The sequence below is a fragment of the Leptolyngbya cf. ectocarpi LEGE 11479 genome (genome assembly GCF_015207065.1).
GTDB lineage: Bacteria > Cyanobacteriota > Cyanobacteriia > Phormidesmidales > Phormidesmidaceae > Leptothoe > Leptothoe ectocarpi.
This window is the reverse complement of record NZ_JADEXP010000148.1, coordinates 1-14,304: the sequence shown is the minus strand read 5'-3', so window position 1 is coordinate 14,304 and position 14,304 is coordinate 1. Positions and strand designations below refer to the sequence as shown.

General features: G+C 49.4%; 11 protein-coding genes and 2 pseudogenes. 10 read left to right on the top strand and 3 right to left on the bottom strand.

The window, feature by feature from the left end; all coding sequences use genetic code 11:
• The 3 genes from IQ260_RS16235 to IQ260_RS16225 form a co-directional block, all read left to right on the top strand.
• Nucleotides 1–598, top strand: a 598-nt coding sequence (locus IQ260_RS16235; RefSeq protein ID WP_193994150.1) for a glycoside hydrolase family 10 protein, incomplete at its 5' end; no start/stop codon positions are given.
• A 12-nt stretch (nucleotides 599–610) separates the two neighbouring features.
• On the top strand, nucleotides 611–2,326 hold the full coding sequence (locus tag IQ260_RS16230) for a PQQ-binding-like beta-propeller repeat protein (RefSeq protein ID WP_193994149.1): 1,716 nt from the start codon (nucleotides 611–613) through the stop codon (nucleotides 2,324–2,326).
• 9 nt (nucleotides 2,327–2,335) lie between these two features.
• Nucleotides 2,336–2,554 (top strand): element excision factor XisI family protein, encoded by a 219-nt coding sequence (locus tag IQ260_RS16225; protein WP_228016176.1) that lies wholly within the window; start codon nucleotides 2,336–2,338, stop codon nucleotides 2,552–2,554.
• On the opposite strand, the gene recQ is transcribed toward IQ260_RS16225, so the two are convergent.
• Entirely contained in the window at nucleotides 2,459–4,654 is a 2,196-nt protein-coding gene (recQ, locus tag IQ260_RS16220; RefSeq protein WP_193994148.1) for a DNA helicase RecQ, read from the bottom strand. The two genes, IQ260_RS16225 and recQ, sit on opposite strands and share 96 nt — an antisense overlap.
• 210 nt (nucleotides 4,655–4,864) lie before the next feature.
• Between recQ and IQ260_RS16215 the strand changes: the two genes are divergently transcribed.
• From IQ260_RS16215 to IQ260_RS16205, 3 genes are all read left to right on the top strand, one after another.
• Nucleotides 4,865–5,197 carry a hypothetical protein gene (locus tag IQ260_RS16215; protein ID WP_193994147.1) on the top strand — a complete coding sequence of 111 codons (333 nt, stop codon included), beginning with the start codon at nucleotides 4,865–4,867 and terminating at the stop codon, nucleotides 5,195–5,197.
• 95 nt (nucleotides 5,198–5,292) lie between these two features.
• Nucleotides 5,293–6,801, top strand: a complete 1,509-nt coding sequence (gene ycf46, locus IQ260_RS16210; protein WP_193994146.1) for a stress-responsive protein Ycf46 — start codon at nucleotides 5,293–5,295, stop codon at nucleotides 6,799–6,801.
• A 163-nt stretch (nucleotides 6,802–6,964) separates the two neighbouring features.
• Complete coding sequence (locus IQ260_RS16205; protein ID WP_193994145.1) at nucleotides 6,965–7,315, top strand: DUF1257 domain-containing protein; 351 nt, start codon at nucleotides 6,965–6,967, stop codon at nucleotides 7,313–7,315.
• Nucleotides 7,316–7,882: 567 nt separating this feature from the next.
• Here IQ260_RS16205 and istB read toward each other — a convergent pair.
• Both istB and istA read right to left on the bottom strand, forming a co-directional pair.
• Nucleotides 7,883–8,632, bottom strand: coding sequence for an IS21-like element helper ATPase IstB (gene istB / locus IQ260_RS16200; protein ID WP_322744978.1), 750 nt, complete (start codon nucleotides 8,630–8,632; stop codon nucleotides 7,883–7,885).
• A gap of 478 nt (nucleotides 8,633–9,110) precedes the next feature.
• A pseudogene (gene istA / locus IQ260_RS31090) lies at nucleotides 9,111–10,118 on the bottom strand (IS21 family transposase); the annotation flags it as partial.
• A gap of 446 nt (nucleotides 10,119–10,564) precedes the next feature.
• Between istA and IQ260_RS16190 the strand changes: the two are divergent.
• From IQ260_RS16190 to IQ260_RS16175, 4 genes and pseudogenes are all read left to right on the top strand, one after another.
• On the top strand, nucleotides 10,565–10,819 hold the full coding sequence (locus tag IQ260_RS16190) for a hypothetical protein (RefSeq protein WP_193994152.1): 255 nt from the start codon (nucleotides 10,565–10,567) through the stop codon (nucleotides 10,817–10,819).
• A gap of 25 nt (nucleotides 10,820–10,844) precedes the next feature.
• Nucleotides 10,845–11,931, top strand: a pseudogene (locus IQ260_RS16185) (ISNCY family transposase); the annotation flags it as partial.
• A gap of 370 nt (nucleotides 11,932–12,301) precedes the next feature.
• Nucleotides 12,302–13,030: a hypothetical protein gene (locus tag IQ260_RS16180; RefSeq protein ID WP_193994143.1), complete on the top strand. Its 729-nt coding sequence runs from the start codon at nucleotides 12,302–12,304 to the stop codon at nucleotides 13,028–13,030.
• Nucleotides 12,994–14,121: a caspase family protein gene (locus IQ260_RS16175; protein ID WP_193994142.1), complete on the top strand. Its 1,128-nt coding sequence runs from the start codon at nucleotides 12,994–12,996 to the stop codon at nucleotides 14,119–14,121. The genes IQ260_RS16180 and IQ260_RS16175 overlap by 37 nt, the downstream gene beginning before the upstream one ends.
• Nucleotides 14,122–14,304: the final 183 nt, after the last annotated feature.

Genomic DNA, 14,304 nt, shown 5'->3' with positions numbered 1-14,304 from the left:
ACGCTATCCAGTGGACGGTATTCAGCTAGACGATCACTTTAGCCTGCCGATGGCCATGGGCTATGATCCCTACACCGTCCAGCTATACCAAGCCAGCCATGGCGGTGCGTCCCCCTCAGATGATCCCAGCGCCCCTGACTGGGTGGCCTGGCGCGCCCAGGCGATCACATCGCTGCTGGCCGACATTACCCAAGCGATCAAACAGGTCCGCCCCGGTGTGATTGTTTCTGTCTCCCCCAACCCCCCCGGCTTTGCCTATCGCAACTATCTCCAAGACTGGGTGCGCTGGGTCAACCTGGGGATTGTAGACGAGGTGGTGGTGCAGCTCTATCGCGATGACCTGACTGTATTTGAGCAGGATCTATACAACAGCGGGTTCCACAATCTCCGTAGCCAGATCCCCATTGCCATTGGTCTTTACACAGGTCCCCTCAGCTCAGCTAAAGACTTTAATCGCACCATCGATGAAATCTCAGCGGTGCAGCAGGCTGGCTATGGCGGCGTGGCCTTCTTTTCCTGGGAGACGACGTTTTGGTTCCTCAAAAAAGCGACTGACCTGGAAGTTAGACACACCTTGCACCGATTGTTTGCCCTATAGAATCCAAAGACTATGCACAGTGACTCCATGGGGTTTTCTCAGGGTTTTTCTCAGGGCTTCTCTAAGATCAAACGCTACATCTTATGGCTCATGCTGGGTCTATCGCTTACAGTTTTTAGCTGTCAGCAGACGCTATCCCAGGCAGCTCCCCAGGTCAATGTCACCTTGCTCAGCGCTCCCCTGATGCCCCTAACTCAGCCTGGCCCCTGGGGTGAGGTGAGCCATCTGATCAGCTACGACCATCGTCTGTGGTTCGCCAACAGCAAAGTCTTTGGCAACCATAACTCTGCTGATATCTATAGCTATGACCCCAGCGATGGGGAGACTCGCTTTGAGCAGCACCTGTTTAGTCAGAGTACTGGGGACCCGACAGTAGCGAATGGTCTGCTCTATTGGCCCTTTGAGGATCCGCGCTTTTCAGCGGATCGGGGTGAATATATGGTGACCAATGGCGACCAGTGGCAGTGGCATATTTTGCCTGAGGGTGAAGTGTTTCATGTCCATGCCATGGCGCACCATAGGGATGCCCTGTGGGCCTCAACCGGTGCCTGGAGCGGTGGGGTGCAGCGTTCAACGGATGGAGGGAAAACGTGGGAGCTGGTGTACACCCACCCCACCCCCGAGCGCCGGGTGAGCCGGGTGACGAGCCTGGTGCCTTTGGGCGATCGGCTGCTGGCTGAAATCATGGCGGTCCATGAGTCAGGAAGTAAGGTTTTGCGATCGCAAGCAAACGCCTTTCAGCCGATAGAAAGCTGGCCCAATGGAAAACGCGTCAATGCCCTCACCACCTTTCAAGACCGTGCGTATGGCGTCAACCAAAACCCTGACGACAGCTACAGCGTTTGGCGTACCGACGGTGAGCGGACGGAGCCTGTAACCGGGCTAGACGGTCATCGGATTCGAGACTTTACCGCGACAGACAGCACCCTATGGGCCGTTAGCTCTGGGCCGTCAGCCCAGCAAGGCTATCTGTGGTGCAGCAACGACGGCCTGGATTGGGCGGCAGTTCAGCACTTTACAGACATGCGACCGCTGGCTGTGGCGGTGCACGCAGACCAGGTATATGTGGGTGGACGAGGTGCCAACGGCCATGGAGTGCTATGGGGGCCAACAACGCACCAGGTCTCATCGATCCGCCAGCCGGAAAAGCCACAAACTCTCCCTCTTCCACGGCAAGTCTTGCCTCCGCTAGATGTTCAACAACAACTCTCAGCCCTTGATGCTATTCTCAGCAGTCCGGAGACTTACACCGCAGGCAATACCCAGGATGTTCTAGCAAAAACGCTGATGCCCATGGCCCTGGAGCATACACCTGCGGTCAGTAAACAACTAGCCGCCTATCTGCAACAGCCGCTCCCCGCAAAATCAGCCCAGCTGTTTGCAGGAAATGCCTCAGCCCCGGCCACCTATGTTGTTCAATGGTATTTGCTCTGGGCCATGGGATTAAACGGCTATGGTCAAGTGCCCCTGGAGGTGTTGCAAACGCCCTGGACTGAGCCCGCCAATGATCGAGAAAAATATTGGCACCCCGCTCCAGCAGCAGCCTGGACTGCGGCCCAGCTAGGTCAAGATGATCGGGGCACCATTGGGGCTATCATTGAGCGACTCACCACCCAAACCGATCCCCTGTGGCTCGTAGGAGACTTTGTCGGGGCATTACACACCCTAACCGGAGAACAGTTTGGCTACGATGTTGCGGCCTGGCAGCAGTGGTGGGAAACGTTGTGAGAACGCTATTTGGACCAACATGACGGTACCAAAATGGGCATTGCCACGCAGCTTCTAGAACGTGGTGTTCCTGCCGATGATATTGTTCTGGGTTTCCAAGCTCCTAGTATGCGCCATATACCGAGTTTGCGGCTAGCTAGCCTGACGATGTTCCCAAACAGCTCTAACCAGCCGAATCTCATTGTAGTCAAAGGTTTCCCCCAGCTCCTCTCGAATCGTTCTGAGTGAGTGGGACCCCACTTTCTCGATTGCTTCAAAGATTGGCACCTGCCGCTCAGGCGACACTAGCCGACCTAGATCAACCTCATAGTCGCCTGCAATCAACCGTTCGACATGCTCGATGATCGTACCCAACCGGAAGCCACGCTCAATCGCTATTTCAGAGAGGGACAACCCCTGCTGAAAAAGAGTGTGGGTGGTCAGATGGGTAGTGGTCAGTTCGCTGGACGGGGCTGCCGCAGACTCACTGGCAACGGCATTGGGAGTGAGATTATGGGCCTGACAAAACGATTGAATCGTGCTGGTAAATGCTTGACCATACTGATCAAGCTTGCGTTTGCCCACACCCGAAATGGCGGCAAATGCGGCAGTCGTAACCGGTCGCTGCTGGGCCATCTGTCGCAGGCTGGCATCGGCAAAAACAACATAGGGAGGGACAGATTGCTCATCGGCTAGCTGTTTTCGCAGCTGTCGTAGCTGGCTAAGTAACAGCGTTTCGTCCGCACTGAGTTGGATGCTATCGCCTGATTTGTCTGGTTTTGCCGATTCTGCTCGTTTGATAACGTGGATATTTACCGGAATCTGTTTTTTTAACACCTGCCAGCTGCCTGAGTTAAGCTTAAGCACCGAATAGCCATCGGTGGTCTCTGCTAACAAATCCTGATGTAGAAGCGAGCGGCACAGCTGTCGCCATTCATCGACGTTATGGTCCTGACCAATACCGTAGGTGGACAGCTGGTCATGGCCCAGTTCTACTAATCTTTTTTTGCGGGAGCCCCTGAGCACGTCAATGACATGATTCATACCAAAGCGCTCACGGCAGCGAGCCACACAGGAGAGAAACTTTTGAGCTTCTATGGTCCAATCTTCTAACGGTACTGGGTTTAAGCAGTTATCACAGTTTTGGCAGTCTCCTGGAAAATCTTCTCCAAAATAGCTCAGCTGTATTTTGCGACGACAGATGGCGCTCTCGGTGTAGTTAATCACATGGCGGAGCTGCTGGCGGGCAATGCGCTGTTCTTGATCATCGGGCTTTTGACTAATTAGATACTCCACCGTGGCGACATCAGCATAGCCAAAGAAAACAGTGCAGTTGGCAGGATCTCCATCACGACCAGCGCGGCCTGATTCCTGGTAGTAGCTTTCAATGGTGCGGGGGAGGTCGTAGTGAATCACAAACCGCACATCGGGCTTATTAATACCCATACCAAAGGCGATGGTGGCAACAATCACCCGCACATCGTCTCGGATAAACTGTTCCTGGTTCTCTTGCCGTTCCTGGGCTCCTAAACCAGCGTGATAGGGTAGCGCCGAGATGCCATCCTGCTTAAGACGAAAGGAAATTTCGTTCACCCGTTTTCGACTGAGGCAGTAGATAATCCCGGACCCAGGCTGCTGTTTCACCAGCTTGAGCAGATGGTCATAGCTTTGTTTAGTTTTAGGTTTGACCTCGTAGTAGAGGTTCTGACGGTTAAATCCTGAGACAAATACCTGGGGGTCTTTTAGCCGCAGCTGTTGGCTAATGTCCTGCCGGACGCGCTCAGTGGCAGTGGCGGTCAGGGCCATCATGGGGACTTGGGGCAGCTGCTGTTTTAGCTGAAACAGCTGACGATATTCTGGGCGAAAGTCATGGCCCCATTCCGAAACACAGTGGGCTTCATCAATGGCGAAGGTGCTAATGCCAACAGTCTGCTGCAGCTGTTCTAATAAAGGCCAAAAATTAGGACTCATCAGCCGTTCAGGGGCCAGATAAAGCAGTTTGATGTCTCCTTTGAGCAGAGCCTTTTCACGCTCACGGACCTGCTCCAGGGTCAAACTGCTGTTGAGAAAGGTGGCGGCAATGCCATTGTCCTTAAGGCTACGCACCTGATCCTGCATCAGGGCGATCAGGGGAGAAACCACAATGGTGACGCCTAATCGCAGTAGAGCCGGTAGCTGATAACACAGCGATTTGCCGCCGCCTGTTGGCATGATGACTAGCACATCCTGGCCTTTGAGGGCTTGTTCAATGATGGTTCGTTGGTAATGTCGAAAGGCATCGTACCCAAAGAAGTGTTTGAGGGCGGCCTCCAAGGATGGAAATGATGCGACGGTGGGTGCACTAGCCATAGATGCATAGAACTTCATCGGCTATTTATTTTAGTCTCCCGGCTGCGGCTAAGACTGGGGTAAAACCAACCAAGCTGCCATAGTCTTTGTAAATAAGTGTAAACATTTTGCCGTCATGACAGCTTGATGGCTTGACGGCACTGGATGAGGTCGGTATGGTTACTCCATAGGCAAACGCCTCGTAGAGTATTTCTATTTATTAAGGTTGATATGCAAGGCAAGCAGAAGGTCACTCTTTATATGCCCGATGACCTGCATCGCCAGCTCAAAATTCGTGCTGCGGTAGACGGCTCCCCCATGTCTACCCTGGCTGAGCGGGCAATTGGTTTTTATTTAAATCATTCTGATGTCGTTGATGGTGTGCAAGGGACGGCACATTTGGTTTATGAGTGTCCTGCTTGTACAACATCTCTGGTGTTGCGGGATAGTGACCTCATGGCGGTTGAATCCCATGGGGAATTGCATGCAGAATCTTTGACCGAGGTACCTGATGTTGTGCCGAGTTCGGTACGTTCTGACGAGGGGGAGTTAGTGCCTTGTTAGGGATAGCGGTAGGAGCACGGCATTAGGCCGGGGCCGCAGGGTGAGAAAGTTTGGTGAGTCTGTTGGTATCGGTCGATGTTGAGAGGATAAAACCCATGCAAGAAGAGCTCAAGGTCCTAATTAAGGCTCAATATCCTCTGATTTACTTGCTTACGTTCGAGGAAGAGAGAGCAGAGCGTACAATTGCAAGGCTTACTAGACAGCAGCCTCAAAGACGTCTGTTTACCTGGACGGTCACCCATGGCGTGGTGGAGTATGGTCAGTCTCGCGGTTCACAAAATAGTAATACGGTTTCTCCCGAGGCGGCGCTCGATTGGGCTATTCGCCAAAAAGACCCCGGTATTTATGTATTTAAGGATTTGCATCCGTTTATGGATTCGCCAGCGGTGACGCGGTGTTTACGGGATGCGATCGCAAGCTTCAAAGGCACCCATAAAACCATTATTCTCATGTCCCCGGTTCAGGAAATACCGGTGGAACTGGAGAAAGAGGTAGTAGTACTAGACTTCTCCATGCCCAGTATGGGTGAACTGAATAAGGTACTGACAGCAGAGCTAGGTAAAGCCCAGGCAGCCAACATCACGACCGATATACGTGAGAAGCTTCTAAAAGCAGCCCTGGGGCTGACTGAAGATGAAGCCGAGAAAGTATTTCGTAAAGCCAGAGTTGTCGCCGGTAAACTAACAGAATCAGAAGTAGATATTGTTCTCTCTGAGAAAAAGCAGCTCATTCGTCGCAACGGTATTCTAGAATATATAGAAGAGGATGAGACCCTAGATTCGGTAGGAGGATTAGAAGAACTTAAGCATTGGCTAAGACAGCGTTCTAATGCCTTTACCGAACGGGCCAGGGAGTATGGTCTGCCCCAACCCAAAGGAATGTTGATTTTAGGGGTGCCGGGGTGCGGCAAGTCTCTAATTGCCAAAACGACGGCTCGTCTTTGGGGACTGCCCTTACTGCGATTAGACATGGGCCGGGTGTATGACGGCTCCATGGTGGGTCGTTCTGAAGCTAACCTGCGGGGTGCCCTGCGCACAGCCGAATCAATCTCACCGGCTATTCTCTTTATCGATGAGATTGACAAAGCCTTTGCGGGCGGTGCCGGTTCAGCTGACTCTGACGGGGGTACCTCCAGTCGAATTTTTGGTAGCTTTCTCACCTGGATGCAGGAAAAAGACTCACCTGTGTTTGTCATGGCCACAGCTAACCGGGTGGAGCGTCTGCCCAGTGAGTTTTTACGCAAAGGCCGGTTTGACGAAATCTTCTTTGTGGATCTTCCCAATGAAGAAGAGCGTAAAGAGATATTCAAGATTCACCTTGGTAAGCGACGTCGGGACATAGAGCGCTTCGATTTCGACCAGCTAACTAAGGTATGTGAAGGTTTTTCGGGGGCAGAGATTGAGCAAGGTTTAATCTCTGCAATGTATGAAGCGTTTGCCCAGGGCCGTGAGTTTAACCAGCTCGACATTATTGCGGCCATTCGGGCGACATTACCGTTATCTAAAACCATGAGCGAACAGGTAACGGCGCTTCGCGACTGGGCACGACAGCGTGCTCGCCCCGCAGCTTCATCCGTCGCTGAGTATCAGCGGATGGAGTTTTAACAGGCTTGTGTTAAGGGGACTCTCTCCCTTAGCAGAGGGCTAACCCCAGGGTTAGCAGTTTTTAGACAATGGCTTAGCAAATTACAACTGAATGATTTGTTAATCTATTGGCTTTGCGTTTTCTAGTTTTGTATCTCTCATTTTTCCACTGGAGGAAACACCAATGTCTCACTTTAGTACTCTACGCACTAAGATCACTGAAGCTGAAATTCTTACTTCTTCTCTAAAGGACCTTGGTATCTCGGTCAAGACTGAGGCCGATGTTCGTGGTTACAATGGCCAGCGTGTACGTGCTGACATCGTAGCTGTTCTAGACGGTGAGTACGATCTAGGCTGGTCTCGCAATGCCGATGGCTCCTTTGATCTGATTGCTGACCTTTGGGGTGTTGCGAAAAAGCATAACCAAACTGAGCTAATCAATTCTATTAACCAAAAGTATGCGGTGAATCGTACGCTGGCAGAAGTTAAGCGTCCCGGTTTGCAGAACGCGAATGTGAAGCTTGTCCTTCAGTAGCCTGGGCTACTACTACTGCTTCCTATACGCGTTCCCGCGCACGATTTAAGCTGGCTCTTCTTTACGAGCCAGCTTTTTTATTGTGTATTCAACAAGAAATGAATATACGCATTATGTGAATGGAGCGATATCAGCCACTAGCTCAAAAAACGAGGAGCCCTCAAGATCAAGGTAACCAAACACAAAACCTTGTAGCTCCTCATGACTATGGTAAAAGCGACGGACCTTCTAACGCACATTTTTGTCCTTGTTGATGACTGGTACCAAGGGCATCGGGTAATCGCTTATGCCCGCGATTACCCGATTGTGAAATGTCAATTACATAGGCGACAAAAGAGGAAGGATTAAAGGGGGTAATTCTAAGCGTTTCTCATGAGCCTAACAAAGTATTTTTTCAAGCCATCAGAGAACGCTAGTTTCGATGATTTATCCCAGGGGATCGCGCCAGAGCATCGATGACAATTATCGAAACGGTCGCATCAAATCCACATCGAGTGTTCTGGAGACGCCTCGATTGCTCCCTATCCCAGGAGTTAAATGAGATTATCTTTGGGATGAGCTTGAGACCTATGCGGGTGACGGTTGGGTGTTAGCCGAGCGTTGAGCTGCCGCCTGTTTACGAAAACTTTGAGCCTGAAACTCAAAAATGGTGGCATGGTGCACCCAGCGGTCGATGGCGGCAACGGTCATCATCGAATCAGTAAAGATCGTGTCCCACTGACTAAAGGGCTGATTCGCCGAGATCATCACACTCTTTCGTTCATAGCGATGAGCAATGAGTTCAAACAGAACCGAGGTTTCCACATCAGACTTTTTGACATAGCCAAGATCGTCAATGATCAGGAGATCGTAGCGGTCAAGTTTGGTCAGTGCGGCCTGTAATTCGAGTTGGAGCTTCGCCAGCTGGAGCTGTTGGACTAAGGCGGTCGCGGAGACAAATTTAACCCGTTTGCCCAGCTCCACAATGGAGCGTCCCAAGGCCGCACAAACATGCGTTTTTCCGGTGCCACTGGGTCCAAATAGCAAGAGATTGCTAGCCGACTCTATCCAGGCAATCGATTGAGCAAACGCCATCATCGCGGCTGGATTGAACTCACTGAGGTGGTCAAACTCAAAGTTGGTCCAAGACTTTGCGGAAGGTAGCTGCGCTTCGGCTAGGGCGCGGGTGATGCGATTTTGTTCGCGCCGACTGGCTTCGCCCTGGGCCAAAGCCAACAGGAACTGGGCGTAGGACCAATGCTCCTGGGTGGCTTGGTGTTCGAGGGATTGCCACTGGTCGAGAAAGTGTTTGAGCTTGAGGTGTTTGAGGGTGCTCATCAGGGTCTGATAGGGCACGTCTGGGGGCGGTGTTGAGGAGTTGGTCATAGCTGGCTAAATCATGTTGCACCGAGGTGACGGTGGGACATTGGTCGACCGTTAGGGTGGCATCAAAGGCCCGTTGCAGTCCTGCCACACTCAGACTGGCCTGCTCCAATTGGAGGTGTAAGTACTCGGCGACCTGGGATTCGTTGTCTTGAGTCGCTGCGATATAGAGGGCTTCGGTGATTAACCGAGCGGCTTTATCAGGCTCCATCGTTGTTTTGAGGGTGTCCCATAGAGAGCACCATTGGTCATTGGGCAGCAGTTCCGCTTGCCATTGGCAGTAGAGAAAGGCACGGGGTTTACGACGGAGACTTTCGGCCACATGGCGATAATTAATACTGCGTGCTCGGCGAATCTTGTCACTGCCATGGACATGGATTCGTGGCAGCGACACCACCTCAGTCGTGCCCAAAAAGCCGACTAGACGGTCATGATAGAGGTGCAGGGTTAAGCGCTGACCAATCAATCGAGAGGGCACCGTGTAAAGGATGCAGCGTACAGTAATGGTGCTGTGGGTGCTGACTTTCGCACTGCGGACTTCATAGTCAGGCGTGCGATAGCGGGGTAAGGCTTGTAAGGTGGGGCGTTCGGTTTCAAATTTCTGTTTACACTTGCCATTCAGCTTCGCTATCACCGTTTCGATAAAACCCTGGTACTGAGCCACCGAGTCAAACTCAAAACTGCCGCGACGATATAACGCCTGACATAAGCGTCGTTTGAAATAGCCATGGGGGGATTCAATCGCGCCATTTTCATGGGCAACCCCCGTATTGTTACGGGTGGCCTCCATGCGGTAATGGTCACATACGTCTGCATACAGCTGGGTCAGCTTAGGATTACGTCCCCCGGTATTACGGTAGGCTGCACTCAGACTATCCGTTCGATGGGTCTTGGGGGCTCCGCCACAGGCATGGAGGGCATTTTGCAGTCCTTGGGATAGGCCGATAAAACTCTCTCCACCTTGGATCACTTGCACATACTGCCAACCGCTATAGGCCAACCGGTAGTGATAGAGAAGGTGATGAAAGGGGGCTCCATCGACTGTTACACTCACGCCTTTAAGATGAGTAAAGTCGGATAAGCCCATCTCCCCGGGCTCATGGCGGATCTTAAACATCACCTCCTTGGGCTTTCCATGGAGCGCTTTCCATTTCGATACTCGCCGTTGAACCGTTCTGAGTTTGTCGTCATATTGCTGGGGATAACGCTCTTGAAGGATCTCAAATAGGGTCGTCGCTTCTAGGCGCGGTTCCCCCTCTAGCAATGGTTTTAGTTCGCTTTCCCATAACCCATCTAATGGATCTCGACGCGTTTTCCAGTCTCGTGGACGTCCTCGGTTGGGACGATGGGTCCCACTGTCGATGCGATGGGCGGTGCGCGATGAGATCCCGGCTTTGGCTGAGGCACTCACTTGACTCTGACCTTGACGTTTCGTGTCCATATACAGCTCTACTTGGTTGCGGTAAATTGCGATTGGCACTAGAGGTCTCTTTTTCTTGGAGAGGTACAACCCTAGTGTCTTTCTTTATGAATAGCCTTAGTCTCTGGTCAATGATGAATGCTCCTCTATGAGGGGCTTTGATATGACCGGACTACCTAATTGTCATTACCCCTGATTAGCTGCCTATGTAATTGTCACCCTATACCCGATACTCATTGTCACTTTAGCGAGAGTGAAATGTTGACGTTACTCTTGGCAATGGATTATTTCCCCTATCCCGGTGAACACCAATTTCTCGGGTTCATACGAGTCAATCACTTATCCCTGTTTCCAGCGCTGCTCGACCAAAGCCAGTTTATATCGCCGAGCCGACCGTTTGACGGGGCCGTTGGAAGCGCTTAGACGATAGGCTGGACCAACTGAATGCAGCGTTTGAGGACACGCTCTTGCTCGCCTTCTTGCTCGATATGAAACCGGTGCCTGTCGTTGGCTATAAACGCAGTAAACGGCAGAGTGATTTTGAGGGGAGTGCGTCCTATGGCTACTGTGCCAGTCATAAACTCAACTACTTTGGCTACAAATTGATGATGCTCACGACCTTATCAGGACTGCCGTTGGTGTATGACTTAGTCCCAGCCAATACGGAGAACGTGCGGCGGCTGAAACAGTCCTCTGTGATATCCAAGGATGCACCATTCTGACCGACAAAGGCTTTATGCATTCAGTGTGTTCTTCACGCAAACGCCGTCGTTTCTGGCGCACCAGCGCACGATGGCCGATACGAAGGGTCGCAGCAATGCGCAAACACTGTTTGGGGTGCATCAAGTTCCCAGCGATAATCACATCCGAGAGTTGCTCGATGGGATATCGCCCCCGGTGCTGTATCCAGTCTTTGACAGTATTCTTCAGGTGCTCCAATCGACGGAGCAGCTCTCATCGTTTCGGTCATTTGCCGATAATTTACTGATGCCGCTAGATGGCACCGGGTACTTCAGTTCAACGAAGATTCACTGTGCGCATTGCTCGACGAGGGTGCTTAAATCAGGCGAGACGCACTACTATCATTCAGTTGTCACCCCTGTGATTGCTTGCCCAGGTCGCTCTGAGGTGATTCCGTTAGTACCGGAGTTCGTCGTCCCTCAGGATGGTCATGACAAGCAAGACTGTGAAAATGCTGCCGCCAAACGCTGGTTTGTCCAATACGGGCCAAGGTATCGAGACCTGCGCATCAGACCTGTATTGTCGTCAGCCCTTGTGCGAACGGCTGCTCACTGAGCAATTCAACTTCATTTTAAGCTGTCTGCCGAAGTCACATAAAACGCTCTACGAACATTTAGACGGGATAGAACTGCCAAGTGTTATCCAGAAACAGTGGATGGGAAAAATCGAGACAACCTATACCTACCGTTATCTCAACCAAGTCCCGCTCAGAGATGGCGACGATGCACTGCTCATAAACTGGTGCGAACTCGTCATCACCAATGCCAAAGGTAAAATCCTCTACCAGAACGCTTTCGCGACCAACCACCTGATTACGGATGACAATGTTGAAGCCCTGGTCACGGCTGGGCGCACTCGATGGAAGGTCGAAAACGAGACTAACAACACCCTTAAGACCAAGGGCTATAACCTTGAACATAACTTCGGGCACGGGCAAAACCAATTAGCAGCTTTCCTGGCCACCTTGAACATCTTGGCATTGCTTTTTCATACCCTGCTCACTTTGACGGATACAAAGTATCGATTGCTCAGAGCACATCTGTCGACCCGAAAAACCTTTTTTAATGATTTACGGGCCTTAACCCGTTACGTTTGCTTTGATAATTGGGATCATTTGCTCACCTTCATGCTCGAAGGTCTGGAGCTTAACGTGCCTACTGACACTAGCTGACCTCATAATGAGAATTGCTGCTGCGAATCGTCTTACGACCATCCTTGGGCATTGATGTGCTGACCTTTGAGCAGAAAACTGTTCGAAGCAAATTTACACTCACATAAGGCGTAATATAAAAGCGATAAGTCACTAACTTAGCATAAAAAATGTAAATTTTTTATTAAAATAGCCCGATTTACTACGTCAATGTTATTACTGTCCTTGTAGTATGTATTACTCCTTTGCTATTTTTATACCATGCATTATTTGGTAATTACTCATCTACCCATAGCTTCTTGGAAGTAATTTCATGAAACTTTCAGCCCTGGAGCAAAGAATAAAAGATCTAGATAAAAACATTAGTGAAAATTACGAACTTTTGAAGGAATTCGAGCATTCATTGCTTTATACAAATGATCCTCGTGAAAAGGTTAAATTTAAACAAGAGATTGTAAAAATTAAGGAATCGGCCAGTAACCATCAACAAGAATATGAAGCTCTCTTAGAAAGACTGAATCGTAAAACTGATCTAGATCAAGATAAACCTAGTAGTCAATTACTTAATGATCATTTAAATGAGATAGCTGAAAGACTAGAAGTTCTTTTGGATGGACAACGGGTTCTTCGAAGTGATCATCTCAAAACAAGTCAACTTCTCCTCAATCATTACAAGGCTAATGAGAAGAGAATTATAGCCTCAATAACAGAAAAATTAGATCAGCAGCAGACTACCTTGGTCAGGTTGCTGTTAGAGGGGATAGACGCCAATCAACTATCGACCTCAGAAATGGCAGCTCTATTGGCAGAACTGCGACAGCATATTGCTACCTTACCTGGAGATGATACAAAGGTCATCTTAGGTATTATAGATTCGCCGGAGACCAGTTTCAGTCATCGATTGAAGGTTGCAATTCCTCTAATTCCTCAGTTATTGCCCTTTTTTCCTGCTGTTGAATATGAGGGTGAGGTAGAACTCGGTACAGGCTTCGATGTTAAAGCATTTTGGGAGCGGGTAAAAACAAAACTGCGGGGAAAGTAGCTGCAACGCCTCTATCACCTAATGCTCCCATAGAGCCGTTGCAAGATGATATTGATTCTGGCCATAGACCACAGTCAAGGGTTAATAAGTTTGCCTTATTAATTGGAGTTAGTGAATACGACTGTGGGTTTCCAGAACTTCCGGGAGCTTTAAAGGATGCTCAGGCAATGAAGACTGTGCTGTCTTCCTCATTGCTTGGAAATTTTGACCAAGTTTTACCATTGCTAGAGAATCCTGATTCATCTCGAATGCAGCAGGCCATACACCAGCTGTTTGCAAATCGTAATGAAGATGATCTGGTTCTTCTATATTTTTCTGGTCATGGGTTCAAGGATATTAGCAACAGGTTGTATTTAGGGGCTAAAAATTCGTCTAGAGACTCCCATGGAGGCATTGTAAACTCTTCTGTTGTATCTGCCAATTTCATCCATGATCTGATGAACCGTTGTCAGTCAAAGCATCAGGTCATCATTCTAGATTGTTGCTTTAGTGGTGCTTTTCCTGAAGGATTTGTATCAAAAGATGATACTTCTATTGATATTCACAGTCAACTTGGAGGAAAAGGGCGAGTAATTCTTAGCTCGTCTGGTGCCACCCAGCTCTCCTTTAGTGGAATTACGTCAGACCTTTCACCCTACACTCAATACCTAATTGAAGGGATATGTGAAGGTAAAGGTTCTATCAATGAGTTACATCAATATGTTAAGCAAAGAATTCAAGCTAAATTTCCTGAATTAAGACCAGAAATGTATACAGAGCAGGAAGGAAGAAATATTCAAATTTTTCCAAACATCCGTTTTTCTAGCAATACAAAATCGCTGATGAATACTCTTATTTGCAGCGAAGACATTGATAACAAAACCATTTTGTCTAAAGTATTAAAGACGCGTAGAGTACCAATATTCACTTTTATTATCATCTGTGTGTTACTATACGTTATTCCACAGCGAACATGCCAAGTACTCCGCAATAGGTGGTATGCTGGTGGAGAGGAAAATGCTTGGCTTAGAACAAGATATATTTATAATCAGTCTGCGCCGGAAAAAATGTTTTGTGAGTCAATAGGGGTACCTATTGACTATTCAAACTAGTAGTTAGTTTTAATAAGTAGCAATACTCCGGACAGAATTAGGAGACTAGCACCCCATAGTCACAAAGACTTGGAAAGTTGGGATGTGATTTAATCAAAGTCTCGTCTAAGTCTAAGTTTCGAATAAACCTGTCAATCAGATGCTGATTGAGTTTGCGACGTTTGTAGGAGGCCATGGAAAAGA